20 protein-coding genes are annotated in these 20,531 nt (G+C 42.6%); 9 read left to right on the top strand and 11 right to left on the bottom strand.

Annotated features, from left to right (window positions below; translation table 11 throughout):
* Positions 1–91: 91 nt before the first annotated feature.
* Together ACSLBF_RS12070 and dnaQ are read right to left on the bottom strand one after the other, a co-directional pair.
* Positions 92–1,462: a TIGR03503 family protein gene (locus ACSLBF_RS12070; RefSeq protein WP_440053635.1), complete on the bottom strand. Its 1,371-nt coding sequence runs from the start codon at positions 1,460–1,462 to the stop codon at positions 92–94.
* A 57-nt stretch (positions 1,463–1,519) separates the two neighbouring features.
* Complete coding sequence (gene dnaQ / locus ACSLBF_RS12075) at positions 1,520–2,230, bottom strand: DNA polymerase III subunit epsilon (RefSeq protein WP_440053636.1); 711 nt, start codon at positions 2,228–2,230, stop codon at positions 1,520–1,522.
* 68 nt (positions 2,231–2,298) lie between these two features.
* Here dnaQ and rnhA point away from each other — a divergent pair, with 68 nt between their 5' ends.
* Positions 2,299–2,772, top strand: coding sequence for a ribonuclease HI (gene rnhA, locus ACSLBF_RS12080; protein WP_440053637.1), 474 nt, complete (start codon positions 2,299–2,301; stop codon positions 2,770–2,772).
* A gap of 2 nt (positions 2,773–2,774) precedes the next feature.
* Here rnhA and ACSLBF_RS12085 read toward each other — a convergent pair whose 3' ends face one another.
* Entirely contained in the window at positions 2,775–3,530 is a 756-nt protein-coding gene (locus tag ACSLBF_RS12085) for a class I SAM-dependent methyltransferase (RefSeq protein ID WP_440053638.1), read from the bottom strand.
* A gap of 54 nt (positions 3,531–3,584) precedes the next feature.
* Between ACSLBF_RS12085 and gloB the strand changes: the two genes are divergently transcribed.
* Both gloB and ACSLBF_RS12095 read left to right on the top strand, forming a co-directional pair.
* Positions 3,585–4,352, top strand: coding sequence for a hydroxyacylglutathione hydrolase (gloB, locus tag ACSLBF_RS12090; protein WP_440053639.1), 768 nt, complete (start codon positions 3,585–3,587; stop codon positions 4,350–4,352).
* A gap of 385 nt (positions 4,353–4,737) precedes the next feature.
* On the top strand, positions 4,738–6,315 hold the full coding sequence (locus tag ACSLBF_RS12095; RefSeq protein WP_440053640.1) for a LysM peptidoglycan-binding domain-containing protein: 1,578 nt from the start codon (positions 4,738–4,740) through the stop codon (positions 6,313–6,315).
* Positions 6,316–6,348: 33 nt separating this feature from the next.
* On the opposite strand, the gene ACSLBF_RS12100 is transcribed toward ACSLBF_RS12095, so the two are convergent.
* From ACSLBF_RS12100 to ACSLBF_RS12110, 3 genes are read right to left on the bottom strand one after another with little or no spacing between them, the layout of a single operon-like run.
* Positions 6,349–6,792 carry a flavodoxin gene (locus tag ACSLBF_RS12100; RefSeq protein WP_440053641.1) on the bottom strand — a complete coding sequence of 148 codons (444 nt, stop codon included), beginning with the start codon at positions 6,790–6,792 and terminating at the stop codon, positions 6,349–6,351.
* Positions 6,792–7,526: a tRNA pseudouridine(65) synthase TruC gene (gene truC, locus ACSLBF_RS12105; RefSeq protein ID WP_440053642.1), complete on the bottom strand. Its 735-nt coding sequence runs from the start codon at positions 7,524–7,526 to the stop codon at positions 6,792–6,794. The genes ACSLBF_RS12100 and truC overlap by 1 nt, the downstream gene beginning before the upstream one ends.
* Positions 7,520–7,843 (bottom strand): YqcC family protein, encoded by a 324-nt coding sequence (locus tag ACSLBF_RS12110; RefSeq protein ID WP_440053643.1) that lies wholly within the window; start codon positions 7,841–7,843, stop codon positions 7,520–7,522. Before ACSLBF_RS12110 ends, truC begins: the two co-directional genes overlap by 7 nt.
* Before the next feature lie 140 nt (positions 7,844–7,983).
* On the opposite strand from ACSLBF_RS12110, the gene ACSLBF_RS12115 reads away from it, so the two are divergent.
* Together ACSLBF_RS12115 and ACSLBF_RS12120 are read left to right on the top strand one after the other, a co-directional pair.
* Positions 7,984–9,012 (top strand): DUF3549 family protein, encoded by a 1,029-nt coding sequence (locus ACSLBF_RS12115; protein ID WP_440053644.1) that lies wholly within the window; start codon positions 7,984–7,986, stop codon positions 9,010–9,012.
* On the top strand, positions 9,013–9,318 hold the full coding sequence (locus tag ACSLBF_RS12120) for a DUF3301 domain-containing protein (RefSeq protein WP_440053645.1): 306 nt from the start codon (positions 9,013–9,015) through the stop codon (positions 9,316–9,318).
* A gap of 703 nt (positions 9,319–10,021) precedes the next feature.
* On the opposite strand, the gene ACSLBF_RS12125 is transcribed toward ACSLBF_RS12120, so the two are convergent.
* Positions 10,022–10,654 (bottom strand): GNAT family N-acetyltransferase, encoded by a 633-nt coding sequence (locus ACSLBF_RS12125; protein WP_440053646.1) that lies wholly within the window; start codon positions 10,652–10,654, stop codon positions 10,022–10,024.
* A 192-nt stretch (positions 10,655–10,846) separates the two neighbouring features.
* Here ACSLBF_RS12125 and ACSLBF_RS12130 point away from each other — a divergent pair, with 192 nt between their 5' ends.
* From ACSLBF_RS12130 to ACSLBF_RS12140, 3 genes are all read left to right on the top strand, one after another.
* On the top strand, positions 10,847–11,074 hold the full coding sequence (locus ACSLBF_RS12130; RefSeq protein ID WP_440053647.1) for a DUF2789 domain-containing protein: 228 nt from the start codon (positions 10,847–10,849) through the stop codon (positions 11,072–11,074).
* A 69-nt stretch (positions 11,075–11,143) separates the two neighbouring features.
* Positions 11,144–11,404 (top strand): hypothetical protein, encoded by a 261-nt coding sequence (locus tag ACSLBF_RS12135; protein ID WP_440053648.1) that lies wholly within the window; start codon positions 11,144–11,146, stop codon positions 11,402–11,404.
* Positions 11,404–12,177: a Zn-ribbon-containing protein gene (locus ACSLBF_RS12140; protein ID WP_440053649.1), complete on the top strand. Its 774-nt coding sequence runs from the start codon at positions 11,404–11,406 to the stop codon at positions 12,175–12,177. Before ACSLBF_RS12135 ends, ACSLBF_RS12140 begins: the two co-directional genes overlap by 1 nt.
* Positions 12,178–12,217: 40 nt before the next feature.
* On the opposite strand, the gene syd is transcribed toward ACSLBF_RS12140, so the two are convergent.
* The gene (gene syd, locus ACSLBF_RS12145) at positions 12,218–12,769 is read right to left on the bottom strand and encodes a SecY-interacting protein (protein WP_440053650.1); all 552 of its coding nucleotides are present in this window, start codon (positions 12,767–12,769) and stop codon (positions 12,218–12,220) included.
* A 59-nt stretch (positions 12,770–12,828) separates the two neighbouring features.
* Between syd and queF the strand changes: the two genes are divergently transcribed.
* Positions 12,829–13,674, top strand: coding sequence for an NADPH-dependent 7-cyano-7-deazaguanine reductase QueF (gene queF, locus ACSLBF_RS12150; protein ID WP_440053651.1), 846 nt, complete (start codon positions 12,829–12,831; stop codon positions 13,672–13,674).
* A gap of 46 nt (positions 13,675–13,720) precedes the next feature.
* On the opposite strand, the gene ACSLBF_RS12155 is transcribed toward queF, so the two are convergent.
* From ACSLBF_RS12155 to ACSLBF_RS12165, 3 genes are all read right to left on the bottom strand, one after another.
* Positions 13,721–14,575, bottom strand: a complete 855-nt coding sequence (locus tag ACSLBF_RS12155; protein WP_440053652.1) for a peptidylprolyl isomerase — start codon at positions 14,573–14,575, stop codon at positions 13,721–13,723.
* 78 nt (positions 14,576–14,653) lie between these two features.
* Positions 14,654–18,325 carry a translocation/assembly module TamB domain-containing protein gene (locus ACSLBF_RS12160; protein WP_440053653.1) on the bottom strand — a complete coding sequence of 1,224 codons (3,672 nt, stop codon included), beginning with the start codon at positions 18,323–18,325 and terminating at the stop codon, positions 14,654–14,656.
* Positions 18,325–20,088, bottom strand: coding sequence for an autotransporter assembly complex protein TamA (locus ACSLBF_RS12165; RefSeq protein WP_440053654.1), 1,764 nt, complete (start codon positions 20,086–20,088; stop codon positions 18,325–18,327). Before ACSLBF_RS12165 ends, ACSLBF_RS12160 begins: the two co-directional genes overlap by 1 nt.
* Between the last annotated feature and the right edge of the window lie 443 nt (positions 20,089–20,531).

Raw genomic sequence — 20,531 nt, forward strand, 5'->3', positions numbered from 1 at the left:
TTTGCTGTAAGGGGTGCTCCCTGACAGCGGCGTGAATAATACGAATGACCCCTTCTTGAGTCAACCGTTTTTTTAAAAAAAACCGGGTTTTTTAGTTATCTTTCATTGAAAGGTTCAAAATATCACCTGATTTGTTATTTTTTGAACCATTCTCTTGTTGCTCGTCTTCCGAAGCTTCCAATTGGCCCAAATCAAGTACTTCGGCTTTCTTCTTAAAGGGGTTGGTTGGTAAAGATATTTTTGGTAGTAATGGCTTATTTTGGACAAAAACACGCACTAAAGCCCAACCAATTAGTAGTACCAATAAGTTGCCCGCTACAATAATTGTGACCAGTAGTTCAGTACTCATTTTAGGCTCTGGCTTGGGCTTAATTTTTTTGATTAAGTCAGGACGTTCAATAATAGAAAGTTCAGGGACTTTTTCAATCGGTCTTTCTATCTCAAAATTGTAATTAGGCAGTGTTGCCATAAATTCACGACCATTGATATTTTCGCCAAATACAGAAATTTCTACGCTGTATCGACCCCAGTCATAGTTTTTAATTCCTAATTGACGATATAGTCGCTCTTGCGCGTCTAACGTAAATATTTGTTCTTCACCATTGGGATATAGCACCTTCCCCTGAAACAGTATGGTTTCAGCTTTAACAATGGCTGGGTCAATATTAATGGTTAGACCATGCTCTAACTCGCCTTCTCCAGCTAACATTAGGTCGAATGCAAAAGGTGGCTCAGCAACCACGATAGGCTTAGACACGACACGACGTTTTAAAATGGGGGTTTCAATAAAGTATTCAGGTTGCCACTCACCAGCGGGAAAACTCAAGCTAAACTCACCAGTAAAAATACCGTCCATTGGACGCTCATCAAACTCTCGGCCGTCATCTTTAAACTCCGTGACACTATGCGTGCCAGCGCCAAAATTTGCGTAGTTGTCATTATTCGTACTTGCAAATTCAACGTGTAACGAGACCACATCTCTAAAATAACCAATATCGATAGGCTTTCCATCATTGGTCACTCTGGCTGAAACTTTCAGGGTCTCGCCACGAAACAACAACGGCGGCAGTTGTTCAACTTCAAGGGCAATATCTCCGAGTACCATAATTCGGCTACCGTCTTGAATTTGACCAACAACTTGCCAAGGCCCAGGGGTTGGATTTTTGATAATAATAAGGTCATAGCTGACTTCGTCATACCATTGCAAATTCTTGTTATGCATAGCATGAGTAACATATAGCTTACTGCCATCAGGCCTGACTAATATGACTGGTGGTGCACCAATGGCACGGAAAAAGAGTAAAGTAATTTCTTCTACATCATGATCAATACGAAAACGGTTTTCTAACAGTGGAATTTCGTTCACTTTGTTATTGCGATCTAACAGGGTAATATCTGGAGCTTGCGCGAATACGCTACAGCTTAAAAAAACCAACAGACATAAAAGCCATTTTAAACCCATGTAATTACCCTACTTTTCTAAAATGTTAGGCTGTGCAAGATAAGCTGTGATTTGCAGCTATTGCTGCCATAAGTTTTGACCACAGGCTTTATCTACAAGTTCTAATCGTTCGAGGTGTGCTTTCTCTTCTTCGGCAGATGCGCGTAAAACTTTAAGTACGGGTCTATTTGCGTCTAATCTTACAATGCCACCAGCGTTATTATCTTGATTTGAATTCGAACTTGTCATTAAGTTTAGCTTTTTCTGACCGCCAGTCATGGCCAGATAAACATCTGCTAAAATCTCAGAATCCAGCAATGCGCCGTGTAATGTTCGTTTTGAGTTATCAATATCATAGCGTCGACACAAAGCATCTAGGCTATTTTTTTGTCCCGGATGAAGCTGGCGAGCCATCGCTAAAGTATCTAGAACCTCACAGTATTCGTGGGTATTTGGATGGCCCTGATTTAGTTTAGCAAACTCATGATCCATAAAGCCCACATCGAACGGGGCGTTATGAATAACTAGCTCAGCGCCTTTGATATAATCAAAAAATTCCTGCGCAACTTGATGGAAAAAAGGCTTATCACGTAAAAACTCATTGGTAATACCGTGAACATCAATAGCCTCCTCCTCAATATCGCGCTGAGGATTGATATAAACATGAAAGTTATTGCCAGTAAGTCTTCTATTTACAAGCTCAACACAACCAATTTCGATGATCCGGTGACCTGCTTTTGGATCAATACCTGTGGTTTCAGTATCCAGTACAATTTGTCTGTTGTGCATATCGTTGCTCGCTTAACTTTGCTATTGTTAGCCCTATTCGCGTATTTTACATAAAAACGGGCAATTTCGTGCAAAAAACCGTAGAGATTTACACCGATGGTTCATGTTTAGGTAATCCCGGACCCGGCGGCTATGGCGTTTACCTGGCTTATAATGGACATGAAAAACAACTAAGCCAAGGCTATCAGCTTACCACCAATAATAGAATGGAAATGCTCGCAGCCATTGTTGCACTCGAAACACTAAAGCGGCCATGTGAAGTTGTGCTGCATACAGATAGCCAATACGTCAAACAAGGTATTGAGTCTTGGCTTGCCAACTGGAAAAAGCGCAATTGGAAAACCGCGGCTAAACAACCCGTTAAAAATGTGGATCTATGGCAACGCTTAGATGCCGCTACACAACGTCACCAAATTACTTGGAAATGGGTAAAAGGACACGCTGGCAATAAATATAATGAACTGGTTGATGACCTTGCGCGAGAAGCCGCATCAGGAAATACGTTACTTAGTGATGAAGGCTACGAACAAAGCGTAGCCTAAACCTATTTGATTTTTTGATGTCTAGTTTGCCTTAGTCCAGCGCCTTTGACCGTCGCAGGCGTCCACTTTGGCCTTGCATGCCATTTAGGCTTGATTGGCGTTAATGGCATGACTCGCTTTCTGGCAACCAATAAATAAACACTTCCTGTGGGCTTCAAGTAATGCTTACAAAACCGCCGCCACGGTGCAAAGCGAGAAAGCCTTGATCCTCTTGCCAACGAGGCGTGAATAAAACGCTCGTCGGCCAATAACTCAAAACCGAGTAAATCCAACCAGTCTTTCACACGTGATGGGGTAAAAAATCGTCCCGACCAAGGGAGCTTTTCTTTACTAAACGGCATTAAATGCGCCAAGCCACATAAACTGAACGGGTTAAAGCCAGAGATCACAATATAGCCTCCTGGGATCAATGTCCTATGTGCTTCCCGCAGTATATGGTGTGGATCTGAGTGATACTCTAAACATTGACTTAAGATACAAGTGTCTACAGAGTTCTCATAAAATGGCAGTTCGTCAATTTCAGCAAACACACCAACATGATCTCCGTGAGGAGCAACACATACTTGATGCTTAATGGGGCTCTTAGAGGTATCAAGCTGGCCACTTAATGTGCCCAGTTTTAGCATATGATAACCAAACATTCTGGATAACCATGGATCTAGGCGTTTTTGGATCCCAACTTTTACGTATTCACCATGAGGGAAGTCTTGCCACTTATATGGTTTTGGACCTTGTAAAAAGCTTAGCGCTGGTTTCATCTATTGAGCCCGTTATAATATATCTTATTAACCCACTTTATAGAGCAATGATATATGGTGCAAGTCGAGGCAATTAAAGCATTTAATGATAACTATATCTGGGCAATAAGTCATGCTGACAGCAACCAAGTTTGGGTGGTCGATCCGGGCGATGAACAACCGGTATTAAAGTTTCTGGAAAATTTAGGTAAAAGGCTTGCCGGTATTTTGGTTACCCACTATCACTGGGACCATACTGATGGTATTGCACCATTAAAAGCGCTATTTCCTGATATCCCAGTTTTTGGTCCTAAAGACAGCCCCTACGAGGGAATAACTCACCCTCTAACTGAAGGTGACTCAATTTCTTTGTTTAATATGGAATTTCATATAATAACCACTCCTGGTCATACCTTAGATCATATTTGCTATGTACATCCCACTCTTGCCTTTACTGGCGACACTTTATTTAATGCCGGTTGTGGGCGCATGTTTGAAGGCACACCAAGTCAAATGTGGCACTCTCTTTGTAAACTTACCGACCTACCCGATGATTGCCTTGTCTACTGTACTCACGAATACACTTTAGCCAATTTGAAATTTGCTTATGCCGTGGAGCCTAATAACCCCACACTGCTTGAATATATCGAAATAGCGGCGGAACAACGTGCAAGCAACATCATCACTTTACCAACCAGCATTGGTATCCAAAAACAAATTAACCCTTTTTTGAGGGTTTCCGAAAAGAATATCTTGGTGCACGTTCCAGCCAAATATCAACCGGTCACAGATTCTGCCGGTGCAACATTTGGTGCACTACGAAAGTGGAAAGATAACTTCTAACAGACAAAACATGTCGCACCAATGCTTTCACAATTGACCTGAGCTCAGGATAACTAATACCTATCTCGAAGCCAGTTTTAAGGCTAACTGCGTTGAATTTACTTTCAATTGACAGCCCTTGATACATACATTCGCCTTATTTTCCCTTAAGCTCTCAGGCTGAATAGCATTGGATTTTAGCCTGTTCATAAAGACAAAAAGTTAACCTACTCTTAATCCAACCCTCAGGTTATGTAACAAAATATGACCAACATTGCAGATGGTTGCTATACTTGGTTGAAATCATTCAAATATCCGTTATTTTTTGCTAACACTTTAAATGCATCAAGTAACTCGGTAACATTGCCCAGTTTTGTTCTAGATAAGCAAGCCGAAGATAGTGCCTATGAAAAAGTTCGTTCTAACAATTGTTTCCTCATTGATACTCAGTGGCTGTCAGCTCACAGCAGAAGCACCTGCTGAAACCGCCGTGCAGCACTCTGAAGAAACACAGCTTAATCACGCAAACCCCTATGAAATATCAGAAACTTTGACTACGCTTTGGCAAGTTGAAACTGACGACGAAGAAGTCCCCGTTTTTGACGATGTTTGGGAGAGAATACGTTACCAATTGTCAATAAACGTGCCTCAAAACCGTCCCGTCGTGGCGGAACGCAATTACTACCAGCGCCACCAAGCTTACCTAGATCGCATCGCAAAACGTGCTGAGCCTTATCTATACTACATTGTGGAAGAAGTCGAAAAGCGCAATATCCCAATCGAAATAGCCTTACTTCCCATCGTAGAAAGCGCTTTTGATCCATTTGGATTTTCTCACCGCAGTGCATCGGGTATATGGCAATTTATGCCACAAACTGGTGAGCGTTTTAATCTAAAACAAAACTGGTGGTATGACGGACGTCGGGATATTGTTGCCTCTACTAAAGCCGCTTTAGATTACTTGACGTATTTGCACAAAACACTGGAAGGAGACTGGCTTAACGCCATTGCAGCCTATAACTCTGGTGAAGGGCGACTGTTACGCGCAATCCGTAAAAACCGCAGAAAACACCTACCTACTGACTTTTGGTCTTTGGATTTACCACGAGAAACCACGTCCTATGTACCAAAACTGTTGGCGCTTTCAGACCTACTTAAAAGGCATGATGAATTTAACGTTAAGTGGCAGCCAATCATCAATGCGCAGGTAGTGGATGTTGTTGAAATCGGATCACAAATCGATCTTGCGCTAGCCGCTGAGATGGCTGATATATCTCTTACAGAGCTGTACCGTCTCAACCCAGGCTTTAACCGTTGGGCAACCGATCCTGATGGTCCTCACAGTTTGCTTTTGCCCATAGATAAAGTTGAAATATTTAAAGACAAGTTAGCAAATACCGATGTTAAAGACAGATTGCGCTGGCAACATTACACCGTACAAAATGGCGACAGCCTCTCTGTGGTTGCTAAAAAGTTTTCAACAACTATTGGCGCTATTCGTTCATTAAACACTATTGACGGCAATATTATCCGCGTGGGTCAAAATTTACTGATCCCATTGAGCGATGGCACACTACAAAGCGAGCATCTTCCACAGGAAGTCAGAGTAGCGGCAAACAAAATCACCAAACAAAAACAAACCCACACAGTAAAAGCCGGAGATACTTTGTGGGACATTAGCCGTGAATACGACGTAACTGTTAAAGACTTAGCAAGATGGAATAAACTTAGTACCAATTCTGTGCTGCGTTTGGGCCAAAAGTTGACACTTTATAAAAGTGATAAAAATTCAACAGCCTCGACGTTAGAACCAAAACAGCGCACTATCACCTATAAGGTTAGAAAAGGTGATTCGTTGGCACGAATTGCCAGTAAATTTGATGTAACCGTCAAAGAGATCGTGAAATGGAATGACCTTACGGGGCAAAAGTATTTATATCCCGGACAAAAGCTCAAGCTCAAATTACAAAGCAAGAGTGTTTAACACCAAAAAGGCTGTCGAAAACAGCCTTTTGATTTATAGCTTACTAGCAAGCTGCTGCAGCCATTGTTCAGCAGCCTCCCAAGGCTCAAAGTATTCACAAGCATCAATATCTAGCCGTGGCAGTACTTTGCTCGCATTTAATTCCTCAATAAATGCATCTATTTGTTTTCCTGCACCACAAAACGTTTCTCCATAACTAGAGTCACCAAGCGCTATCACTGCCACATTTTTCCCCGTGAGCATAGGAAATTCACTTTGCATTTGTAAAAACAGCGGTAAAAGATTGTCTGGGATATCACCAGAGCCAGTGGTAGATGAAATAAACAATACATTATCAGCTTGCTTCAGCGCTTCTAGCGTCGCAGGCTCTATCACCTGAGCTTGGTGACCTGATTTATTCAAAAAATCCACCGACTTCTCAGCCAGCCCTTCAGCGTTACCATACATACTGCCGACAAAAATCGATATTGCTGCCATTATTTATAATCCCTTTCGTTGTTAGACCAACCCAACTTGGCAAAGACTGCTAATGCTGACTCACCTAAATTAGCTGATATGGAGATATTTTGGTTATTATAAGGATGAACAAATTTTAAATCAGTTGCAAACAACATCAGTCTTCGTAATTCAAAGTGCTCAACAAAAAAATGATTCTGCTTATTATCGCCATGATTTACATCACCAATGATGGGATGTGAAAGATGATTCAAATGTCTTCTTATTTGATGCTTGCGACCAGTTTTGGGAAAGCATTCGACCAGTGAATAACGAATACTTGGGTACTTACCAAAAGGAATGGGTAAACTTGCTTGTTGCAAACAATTAATTTGTGTCTGTGCTTCTTGTGGGGCCTTATCTTGATCAGCAAACTTATCGGCTATTTTGTCTAGCTCCTCTTTAAGCGGTTTGTCGACCAATGTAGCGTCCGGTGCAAATCCTCTAACCAGCGCAAGATAACGCTTTTCAATATCGCCTGTAATAAACTGCTCATTGATTGCTCTTGCCGCTTCAGAGCTGAGTGCAAATAGCAACACACCAGAGGTTGGCCTATCTAAGCGGTGTACTGGAAATACGTGCTGCCCAAGCTGATCTCTGAGCATTTGCATCGCAAATTGAGTTTCTCTTTTATCCAAAAATGAACGGTGCACCAATAGCCCTGAAGGTTTGTTGATGGCCACATAATCTGCATCTTGATATATGATCTCTAACATGATGACCTCTGTTCAAACGCCGCATCAATGTTTTTTAAACTCTGATAAACAACCGAAAAATAACGATGGTTTTGCAATGTCATCTCTGCCATAGGAGCAATCGCCATTGACTTCGGGAGAGGTTCACTCTGGCGAATTAGAAGCTGCATTTTGGGAATAAACACGAACTGCAACCATTGCTCAAAACTCATCGTGTCACAACAAAAGGGTTGTGTTGAAGTGAGTGCTAATGGATCAATCTCCTGTCGCTGCCAAAGTCCAGCAGCTTTCAAACAGGACTCTAATTCAGCTAACAAACTGAGTAAGTTACTAGCCATAATATCTCATTCTAAACAGCAAAAGTCCGCTCATTATACCTGATGTTAATCATGGTAAGCGACTGCTCACCTCTTATCAGCATAGCGAAAAACCGCTATAATCCACGTCGAATTAATTAAACTAGCAACAGAAGAGCAGTATGACAGCGCAAATTTCTACTTTGGGTGAATTACTTAGTAATGCAGGCACACAATGGCGAGTATTTGATATTGGCCGCCGCATAACAAAAATTGATAAAAAACAATTCGCGCAAATCGAAAACGCTCAAGTGCCCTATCCATACCCACTAAATAGCCATGCGATTTTAGCGATTCAATTTTGGGACAACCAGGCAACCCAAGATCCCTATGTGTGGTTTTTAAAGTTTCCTGTTGATGAACAAAGTAAATTAGTGTTAGCCAGCAGAGACCACTTTGCTTCGATGGTACTAGAAGCGCTTGGCACGCAGCTCACCGGTGAAGCCGCACAAGGGAAGCTAGACAACAACCCATACGTATTCAAACCCAATGCCAACAAGCTGGCCGCGTTTAACGCTTTACTCAAGTGTGAACTCAAACGTCCCGCCTCTCAATACTATGAACATGCTGAGTTGTATTTATCTGGGAAGCTTGGCTTTGAACAGTGGCAAGACGTTGCTCTACAAGGACTCGCTGATTTTGCGATGCGTTTAGAGCATGGTAATAATGCCGCCATGCTCGAAACCGCTTGGCCTCAACTACCAATTGAAGTTCAAACGCCACTAGCTGCAATGTTAGAACATGTTGCAATTTCTACTGCGCAAACTGAAAAAATGCTTTCATATGTGGAAACTGCCTGTAAAACCCAGGATTCACGGCTTGGCGTTACAAATTTAAGAGCGCTGTCTGGAAGTCATGCGCTGGGTTTAATTGCGCAGGCAGTAGATAGTATTTTGGATAGTCCATTAAGTGGTGATCTTGATTGTCTACTTACCATTACGGGACGTTGCTGGGAAACTTTGACCGACGCACAGAGGCTATACAAATTTATGGAATGCGTGGCCCAACATCCACAAGCTGAAGAGCTATTTCGAGGTGTTTTTGCCGACTTAGTTGCAATTCCAATGCTGCGCCCACATGTTCTAGGTATGATTAGAGCGCAAAATCGTAGTGAAACACTATCACGTGCAATAGGAAGGCTGTTTTCGTAAATGACATCGTTATGGATTTTTATTCTCGTCACATCGGCTATCGCGCTGTTTTGGTATAGTCGACAAATTGCTGAAGCTGCAAATCGTCATGCTAAACATCAAGCCGAACAGCTCAATGTTCAGTTATTGAGTGTGGCTTGCACTAAACGACGTATTGGCGTGCTAAGGAATGGCAAACTCGGAATAAAAAGCCAGTTTCTATTTGAATTTAGTTCAGATGGTGAGTCATCGTACCAAGGTACTCTGTTTTTAGAAAATGAACGGTTGGTTAAAAAAGATCTGCCAGCACACAAAGTCTTGAACTAAGTCTTGAGCTAGAAAAAACTAAGGCGCAAGCCTATATGCTGCGCCTCAATCTGACGTATATCCCACGAGGTCTCCACTCCCTCTGCTAACAACTGAATAGCGATCCGCCAATTTTTCGTCCCCTGAACGGGTATATACTCCGTCTCATACCCGAGCACCTTCCTTGCCTTCATCCTATGACACATTCAGTGTCGCTCCATTTAGCCTGCTTGGCCTTCCCCTTCACAGCTCCGTCTGTGCTCCTAACTCTTCCCTAAACATCCACTTCACATTCATCCTGAATGTAGTCCATCATCCTAGAGCCTAGCTCGTCCTTCCACACACGTCCCTGCTCCCTTTCGCTTCCCGCGCTCCTTTCACATCCTGTGTTTCCATTTCCCTTCGTAAAGCTCCGCCTTACCCTCGCTTCCTCGAGTTCCAGTTCAGTCCTTGCCCTGTGAAATACTCCATTACACATTGTCAAATTCCTTTCCTTTGACACTGAGCTCCTGCTCTTGTGCTTCCCTACATAACTAAGTCTACTTTTATTGTGGTATAAAGGTACCTCGTAAATCGTATCTTTTTACCTTCACAAAAATGAAACTTAACAAAATTAGTTTAAAAACAAAAAGATAATCAAAAAACAATATACTAAGTCGTCGGTTTAAACCGTGTTTACTTACGTTGTTGTGCGATATTTCCTACATAGGATCTTCCAAACTGTCTATCGCGATTTAAAGTACAATACGCCGTCAATTGCTTTAAACTTAAGTTCACAATGTTTTGTGTAACCATGCCCTTCAAAGAATGGCCCTTGCTCTGCTTGGGTAATTAACACCGCGATTCCTTTTGAGTGATCGCTTCTATCAAGTAAATCATCTAATGAGCTCAGTAAGCAATGACCCAATCCCTGACCCTGCATTTGCGGGTCGACAGCAATCAATGATAAGAAGTGATAAGGCTCTAATTCTACCAACGCATCTCGAATCATTTTTTCTTTATCTATCAGCTGTTGAGTTTGCAAAAAGCCGGCGCTCATCATCAATCTCAAGCGCCAATGCCACTGCCGACTAGCCTCCAATTCGTGCCCATCTGCAATCACGCATGCGACAGCTAGTAAACGCTCACCATCATATAATCCCAGCACAGGCTGGCCTGTTCTGCTAAACGCCAGTAACTCTTCGCGAATTAAGGCACGTAACTTTTTCTCAAACTCCCTTTCTGCTTTTGCCTCAAGTACCTGCTTTAAAAGGGGATCATCATGATATGCCTTGTACAATAAACTACCCGCGACATTGATATCTTCGGGCGCAATATATTTTACTTGGATTGTCGGTTCAGATGTGGATACAGACATAGGCTATTCCTTGTTGTTATTGTTTGACTTAGGTGAATACTTACTTCCCAACTATTATTTTGTTTATTTGTACTACGGTACTGCGCCATCAGCAGCATAAGCAATAATCTCAAATTTTAGACTTGCCAAAGCTGATGCGACCTCCTTTACTATAGTTAGTGACTAAATTTCAGGCAATAAATGGAGCGTCAGATGGATACTAGTAATCACAATATCGCCACGCTATTTTCTCAACTGGGATTAGACAATAGCCCAGAGAGTATCGACAAGTTTATCCGCAACCACCGTATTCCTAGCGATATGTTGATCAGTGAAGCACCGTTTTGGAATGACGGCCAGCGTCATTTTATTGAAGAGTCGTTACGAGCAGATGCGGATTGGAGTGAGATGATAGACGAGCTAGATACACTATTAAGATAACCCCAGTACCCTCTTTGACACAAAAAATGATATTATCGGCTCCTCAGCTTTTCTAGTTTAGGAGCCTTTATGCACCCGGCTATCGCTCACGCCATTCAAACGCTTTTGGATGAAGATAAAACTCCCAGCGTTGCACTCATCAAAAGTAAATTACCGAGTCCATTACCTATACCTGAAATCATCGCGGCAATGAGTGCGTATAAACAATACCCAGATAGTATAAAATCACTATCCCAGCCTATTGCAGAACGCCAAGCAGAATCCTCATCACAACTTGATCGTATTGAAGCAAAGCTGGACAAATTACTTGCTCTTTTGGAGCGTAAATAATGTTTGTTGTTGATCTCACTTTTGACTGTTATGAAGAAACGACTTTGACAAAAGCTGAGAAAGCCATCAATACCGTCGTTAATGCGCTGCGCTTTAACGGTCAGATCATCGGTGACGAGTTTCCTACCGTACTAAAAGAAGGTTTTTTTGTAACGCGTGTGATGTGCCCTGAAGAAGACTCTTTGCACCCATTAAACGCCAGTCCCTTTGTAAAGTTCGCCATTGAACAGCTACAACAAGCAGGCTTGTTAGCACCCAAAGTAAAAGTCATTGGTCAAGATATTCATGCCAATGGCGCCGACGCCTGTAAAAGCCCATCCAGCTATATTTTATACACAACCTATGTTCATACCTGTAGCCCTTTATATTGCGGTGATGATTTTTTACCTGTACCACTATATACAATCCCTGCGATTGCCAATGGTGACTATAAAGCGCTAATAAAATGGCAAGAAGACTGGCAAGCCTGCGACCAAATTCAAATCAATGGTGCAACTCGCTGTGAGTTTGCAGCTCTTGAAGAAATCTCCAGCATAGACAGCGATTTATTTAGACGAGGCATGGAGTTAAGCAAGCGCATCCGTTATTTAACCGAAAAGCCGGTTTACTATTATCTGTATCGCGTTGGTGGCGAAAGTCTTGAGGCCGAAAAATCACGTAAATGCCCGAGCTGTAATGGAGATTGGCTGCTTGACGACCCCTGGTTTGAGTTGTTTGATTTTCGTTGTGAGCAATGCCAGCTGGTTTCTAACATTTCTTGGGATTTTCAATAAGGTGATAGCGCACACAATAATGTGCGCTGCACACTATAAGTTAGTTGGGGTATTGCGTCAGTAACTGCTCAATAAACGCAGAGAGAGAACTCGCCAAAATATGATGCTGCTTCTTGCCAACGAACTCGAGCCCCACTTCACCTGAAGAAATATCCACCGAAATTAACAGGTCTTCTTGTTCTGTTAAGCCGATGAACACCGTATCAGGTTGTTTCAACCGTCTTTTCATCAGCACGTGGCCCGTGATGTTTTGCTGAAGCCGGGCAAAATCTTCGTCATTCCATGCCTGCAATAGTTCTATTTTTTTGCCATCAAAAAATGCTTCGACGTTACCTGCATAAAAGCCGCCATAGAAATCACTCAGGTCATCAGGAAACTGGCACTCTAGGGCTTGTGCTAATTTTTCTAAGCTACCGATATCACCTCGCTTTACCGCCTGCCAAGCAATCTCTCCTAAACTATTTACCTCACCTCGTTCACATTCACTTGGCCAATCTGGGTCATGGTATATCTGTGGCATCTGCTGTGTTGCATCAAGACAATAGCGCTCGTGAGCTAAATGAAGTTGCTGCAATTTGTCGATAAGGCTCATGCTGAAGTTCTCTTTGTAATTCGCTATAATTGCACCATTGTAACGAGTAATGAATTAACATGACAGACTACAGCAATTCAGAAGAACTTCAGTCATCGCTACTGGGTAAAAGCACCGAATACGCTTCGGACTATACACCGAGTTTACTGCATCCTATTGCACGTAAACTAAACCGCGATCAAATAGCCGTCGACGAACAAAATTTACCATTCAAAGGTGAAGACACATGGACTGGCTATGAGCTATCTTGGCTAAATAACAAAGGAAAGCCACAAGTTGCCGTGGCGACCTTTGTATTTCCATGTCAAAGCTCACATATCATCGAATCTAAGTCGTTTAAGTTGTATTTAAATAGTTTTAATCAAACCCGCTTTGACTCATCAGAGCAAGTACAACAAATTCTATGTCGCGACCTTTCTCATGCTGCTAACACTGAGGTCATGGTTACCTTGTACGGGCCAGATGATTTTGCGTGCATTCCATTCAGCGCTATGCCGGGTGAATGTATTGATGATTTAGATATTGAAATTGACAGCTATACCCCGGATAGCTCGCTGTTAACCACCCAAAGCGATGAATTGGTTGAAGAAACACTACACAGTCATCTGCTCAAATCTAACTGCCTGATAACTTCTCAACCCGACTGGGCCAGTATTATTATTCGCTATAAAGGCAAGAAAATAGACCGAGCTTCACTGCTGAAGTACCTCATCTCCTTCAGAGATCACAATGAATTTCACGAACAGTGTGTGGAACGTATTTACTGCGAATTATGGCGAAAATTGGCGCCTATAGAGCTGGAAGTTTACGCCAGATACACCAGACGTGGGGGACTTGATATCAACCCTTTCCGCTCTAGTGTCCAAAATAAAACCACGTTTACCGTTAGAACTAACCGACAGTAAACTCGCTTCGCGGCTTGCTTTATAACAAGCCGCAGTTCACTCAGCTCTAACCTTCCGTCATTTCGACTGGCACTGGGACGGAGCAAACATCCGTGTGGTTTGGTCTATCAACAAACCATTCTCCCGCACGGTTTTTGCGCGCGGCTATCAGCTGCTCGAATAACTTTGTATCGGTTTTCAAACGCTTAAAACTTACCTTAGACTTATTATCTGCAAGCACCGATACACCATGAATAGTATTATAAGGTTGCCCTTCTGTGGGTGCTCTATCTAGTTTTTGCACATGCTCCATCCCAGCAAGTAATTGGCCAAACACGGTGGTATTCTTATCTAGATAGCGTTGTGGCGTTAAAGTAATATAAAACTCGGTGCCACCACTGTTTACATCATTGCTGCGTGCCATGGCGAACGAACCAACGCAGTGAGTCATCCAAGTTTTTGTTCCTGCTTGATTTTGCGCCACAGCAAAGCCGTTTAAGAACCCTGTTCGCGAGGCATAACCATCAACTGAGTTTATCGGAGTAATAGCTAGTTCTGCTTTTGAAGTATAAAAAAATTCTTGAGGTATCGCTTTTTTACCTTGTTTTGGCTGCTTACTGTCCTTCATATCACCACCTTGTGCGACAAAGTTTTCAACAAAACGATACATAGATAAATCACTATAAAAGCCTTCGCGGGCCAGTGCTTTGATGTTGTTTACATGACCCGGAGCCAGTTGCGGATTTAACGCAATATAGACCGGTCCTGTAGGTAAATCGATTTGTAAAATGTTTTCAGGATCGAGTTGTTGCCAATCTTGTGCTGTGGCGGTGGCAATAATTTCAGAAGGTGATTTCATTGTTTCCGCTTGCACAAAATTTGTGAGCATCGCAAGTGTTACGCAAAGTATGGTTTTTTTCATTGTTGTTTTCCCAATTTTGTTTTTGTTCTATTGCAGATACATTATCAAACTATGAAGATAATCAAATAGCTGGCGCTGTTAATCTGTATCCCAATCAAATTTATAAAGTAAGTCAACACTGTCATATAGACCGCTAGTCGCTTCGATATAAAACTTCGAAAATACTCGATAACGCAGCGCTATTTCATTCATTGACTCAAATACCCCCACCCGATAGCTGACTTGAACATTCGGGGTAATATAGCCAGATACTTCCACTTGGGTGTCATCACCGCTACCTTTGGCAGCTAAATTTACGTCACTGAAGCCGAGTTTATTACCCACCTTAGAAAAAAAGCCTTCACTTCTATCGATGCCCTGCGACAGCAAAAGCTGCGTCAACAGTGCATTGTTTGAGCCTTCTCCTTCACCAAAAGGTTGACCATTTAGTAAATAAGCCAATGCTTTACCCTGATCCATCGCCGGTTCTGAGTAAACATTGAGCTTGGGGTGCTTAATACTTCCAGCTAACTCAACACCCGCAATCACACCATCCGCAGTGACTTCCGGGTTACGTATCGCCTTTATATTCAAATAAGGCTGCTCTAGCGACCCATTGAATCCAATTTGCCCTGTTCGGATCAACAAATCTTGTCCAAATGCACGATAACTGCCTTCACGCAGCGCAAGCTCCCCAGTCGCCAGTAGCACAGAGTCAGGTTGTTTATCTATCTCAAGTTCACCATGGATAAAACTATCAAGGCCGAGCGCCTTAACTCTGAAGTTATCAGCAACGATCAAATGCAAATCAATTCGCTGCGCAATTTTCGATTGGGTCGGCTCTTGTGCTTTTGCGTCAATAATGACTTGATCATCACTTGGAGATACCACCCCCTCTGGCAAAGAATCGATATTCACGCGTCCGTACGGCACCAAAACTTTGCCAGACACATCTAATAATTGGTCGCGATAACTCACTTGAATATTCGGAGATGCTGTCAACTCGACGTTTGAATTGGCTTGAATAAACAACGCATCACCCGTGACATTTAAGTTTGCGTGTAATTTTGACGCCCAATTTAACTCTCCATTGAGCTGCAAATCACCACCTTGCTTGGCTTTTATGTCAGCATTAAACCGCGCACTTTGCTTATTAACACTAAGCTTGCCAAAACCATCAGAGACTTCAACAGGAGACAAAGGACTACTCAATGCCAACGATTGCAACGTTAGTTCACCTGTTAATTCAGGTGCGTTTAATACCCCGCTGAGCGCCATTGCACCGCTAATATTTCCACCCATCTGTAGTTCTTGATCTAACGATTTTTCAACAAATGGAGTTAACTTATCAAGCGCTATTCCTTGAATTTCAATATTGCCGCGCAGCGTAGGGTTAGCCTGATTGAGTGGCGTTTGAAACGTACCGTTCAACGCACCTAAAACCGAAGAGTCCAGTTGCCAGTTTCCCGATACTTGCTGCTGATTCGACGTGACGCTCAACGCCACATGTTCAATCGGTAGGTTTTGCTGTTGATAACTTACCCCTGCTGAGGTTAATCTGGCGGTGGCTTTAGCACCCAACAGTTTGCCATGCTGCCACTGCACTTCGGCCGCTGTATTAGCTTGCCCGTATGCAAAAAAGTCTCCACCCAACCACGCAGTCAGCTTTTCAAGATCAATATGTTGTGCGTTTAGTTTGGCTATGCCTTGCCCTTGCTTTTGCGTTACTTCAAAACACACCGATGCTGTTTCCACCTTCCAACATTGCGGTGCGATTGATTGTGTGTTCGCCCCCATTTCAATCAATGCCGGCTCGCTCAGCTTGAGTGTTTTTCCTTTCGCCGTAAATTGCCCTTGTGCCAGCGTTGCTTGCCAACCCGCAGCTGTTGTTTGGCCAGTTAGGCTCAAATCACCGACCACCAGTGGATCTCTCACAGTCAACTTTAACCTATGCTGGGCAACATCACCGTCAAGCTTAAGTTTAATGTTCTCAAGCTGTTGCTGCCCTTGCTCAATAGCATCTATAGATACACTCAGTTGACCACTAGGTTGCATTGACAATAGTCCACTGGTTGAAATATTTACTCCGGTTAGGCTTAGCTGCTGTGTGTTTACCCTATTAATAGCTACTGTGCTTTGTAACTGAGGCTGCTGATAATCTCCGCGGATAAACAACTCCCCCTGTCCAATAATATCCACCGGAATGAGCTCTGAATGTTCATGTGCAAGATGCACTTTGGCCATCAAATCAAGTTGTTTACCCAGCTCTCCTTGAACATCAATTAAACTGTTTCCATAGCGAACTATGCTGTGCTTAACTTCTCCCTGTAGACGGTCATTCAAGCTTAATTGTGCGTCTAACGTTAATGGCTTATTGGCTATGTCTCCAGTGGCGCTGAGCTGGTTCACCATCAGCTGCCATTCTGAACCTTGATAGGTAAACTCAAGCTCTGTCCCACCTGACAAACTGTCTTGTTCAGGTATACCTTCGACCTCGGCAAGCGCTAAAATTTTGCCTATGGGCAGCGCATTAAACTGGACTTGGAGTTCCGATGTTAACTTCTCACCCCAAGCTACTTTTCCTGTTGCAGCAAACGTAGAATCTGGTAATTCCATCTTCAGGTGATTAATCTCTAGCTTATCCAAGCCACCTGCGGCTGAAGCTTTTACTTTCGCTTGTCCAATTTGATCTAATAACAGCATGCTATCCATGTTGAAGTGATAACGACTTGCATCACCGCGCATATCAACACTGACGGATTGAGGAGATAGGCCGTTAATAGCCATTTGAGAGTCATGCAACTTAGTTGTTAGATCAAATGGCCAGTTACGTTGAGTCAAATCGGCTTGCAGCTGCAAAGTACTTACGATTTGACCTTCAGTCGCTACATTTATGTGCAACTCATTTAAGTGACCCGCCATTTCTGCGCTAAGCGTATTGTTTTTATCAGCGACTTGCGTGGTTAGGTTCAGACCGAAGTCACTGAGCGTCACAGTCCCGTTAGCAGTAAACTGCATGTCTTGGTAACTAGCGTTGATACCTGATAACGCCAACTGCGTCTCATCTAAGTTCAACTCATCAAACTTTAGGTTTTGCAGTTGTTGTTCATTAATCGCAAGTTGATGCACAACAAAACGCCTGAGCTGCAAAGATATTGGCACATCGATGTTAGGTAAGGTAATCGGTGCTAACTCAGTTAAAGGTGATTGCACAGTAGTGGCTTGCTGCTCGAAAGTAACCGCTTGGAAGCTTGCTATTTGTAAAAACGGAATTTGGATCTGCCTGTCACTCACACTAACCGATGAATCTACCTTGTTTACTGTTAAGGCTAGTTGTGGTGTTTCCACTTTAATCTTGTTTAGCTTTATTTCTTTAAGCTGAAGGGAAAAAGGGAGCAGCTTTGATGTTCGCTTCGATTCTGGTTCTACCTCAAGCTCTGGCTCTAGTTGCTCACTTGCTGACTGATTTTGTCGAATACTAATTTGCTCACCGTGCAAGCTGATACAAATTGTCGCGCAGGAGAACCACTCCAACGTCACTCGCACATTTCGCCCTTTTACAACGATCCCATCACTGTGATACGCAAGTGTCAGTGGTGTGCCAGATAACAATCGAGCCCTCGGCTGTTCAATCACTAACCCTGAAACCGTTTGATTGGCAAGCCACACCAAGAACTTGTGTCCAGGTAAGGTAAAAAATAGGCTCACCGCAAATAAAAACAGGCACACCAAGCTGGTGATTATTCTTCGTTTTATGTTTTTAATTTGCATTAGATTTCAGGTCCTATGACGATGCTCAAACGTGTGCTTTTACTGTCTTTCGTCAGTCCCCAAGCGTGATCTAACCGAATTGGGCCGACGGGAGTTAAATAGCGAAAGCCAAAACCAGCCCCCACTTCTACTTGCTCCGAAAAGTCATTCGTAGCAGTGCCAGCATCGCTAAATAACGCTAAGCGCCATTTTGGATGAAATTGATAGTTGTATTCTAGTGATGCCGTCGCTAGGTATTTTCCTCCAAGCACTTTCCCTTCATCATCTTTGGGCCCAATTGACTCATACGCAAACCCCCTTACACTTTGATCCCCTCCTGCTAAAAAGCGATGGTTAAATGGCAGTAACTCGATATTTTCGGTCACTATTGCACCTAAATCTAAGCGAGCGATATAAAGGTGCTTGTCACCGGAATTCCTTAACCATTGATTGTTCCAACGCAGCTTTAACATATCCACTGATGAGAGTAAGTCATCAGCTGCAAATTCTATGGAAATTAGGCGTTCGTTGCCCCAAAACGGTAAAGCTCCGCCCTTGGCCTGTTTTTTTAAATAACTAATTCCAGGGATCAGCATTTCTGTACGTTGAATATCACCTTGTTGCTCCGTCGATTCATGTTCCCGCTTAATAAAAGCGGTGCGTACCCAGTGGTCAGACGTTAGCCACTGGCGCTGCAACTGGATATTCCAAATCTTACTGTCTACGCCATCAGTGACATCATCTTGTAACTGATACCCCGCCAAAACACGCCAAACATCATCATTGGGATCATCTACAGGAATGGTGTAACTCGCGGTAATATCTTGTTGTTTTTGCGATAATCTTAGGTTGGACTCAAAAGTATGTCCGGCACTGGTAACCCAAGGTTTAACCCATTTAAAACGAGCTTTGGCGCCAACATCATCACCATAACCTCCACCGATTTCAAAGCTGTTAGAGGGTTTGTCTTCAACATGAATGCCAATCGGAACGTGCTTATTGACTCGCTCTTTTAACAATGGATAAACTCGAACACTGCTAAAATAAGGCATTTTATTAAGGATTTGATTGAATTCTGAAAGTGTATTTGCCAAAAATGGCTGCCCAGGTTCAAAGGTAACTTGATTAGTAATGTACTCAGAAGCTCGAGTATCTCCGCCTATGACAATATTGCCGAAAACAAAGCGAGGTCCGGTATCTAAGTGCAGTCGAGCAATCCCATAACCTTTTTTCCGATGTACTTCTAATTTGGTTTCTAACCAACGGAATGTAAAATAGCCTCGTTCTAATAACTCACTTTCGAACAGTGCTTTGGTTTGTTCATAATCCGCATGGTTGACCTGGATACCTTGTTTAATAGGCAATTGAGCAGACAGCTCCTTCAACACGCTATCTTGTTGACCCTCCCCGACAAGGCGAATATCTATTTCACGCCATATCACAGGTTCTTTTAACGCCACACTTAGTGTTAGGACACCATTATTCATTGCAAAAACTAAATCATATTGGTAGTAGCCCAGCGCCTGTAAGGCCTTATCTGTACGAGCTTTTAACTCCTTCATGACGAGCTTGTTCGGTGTTTTTCCTTGGTATTGCGCTAAAAAGCCGGCAATGTTGTCTCGTACACTACTATTTTCAACGTTAATTTGAATCTCTTTTATTGTCGAACTGAAAGGACGCTGTGTAGGCTCCGCAAAACTGTAATGACTGGTCAAAACCGCTGCGAAGAAAACAGAAATGAAAAAACGCTTTATTACATTAGCCAGCAAATTACTGTTGCTCAAAGAAGCCCGCCTGTGATTGGTGTTGTTACTGCTGTCAGTCGTTATCTGGTTTCGATGTGACAGCGTATGAAGCTGAGATACCACTTTGTAATCTATACCTATTCACTTACTAAAGTAGCCCATTTTTGGCTGAGAAAGTTGTATCGATATCTAGACGAAACTTTTCTGTTTAGTCGTTATAAATAAGAAATTCTCAACATAGATAACTATAGATTTCGTTCCTAAAATTAGTTAGTTCTTTATATGGATTAGTATTATATTACGATGATTATACAGAAATAAAACTGAACGTTGGGTTTATTTTCAGTACACATCTTCAGCGACTCCAAGACAATTGTTCTGCATTGTTTAACCCTAAGCCACCTCACAAAATCAATACCCTTTCTCACCAACAAAATAGCAATTAATTACGCTATAAGCTTTTTATTTTAGAGAAGATATCG

It is taken from the genome of Pseudoalteromonas sp. T1lg65, from assembly GCF_051930985.1.
GTDB lineage: Bacteria > Pseudomonadota > Gammaproteobacteria > Enterobacterales > Alteromonadaceae > Pseudoalteromonas.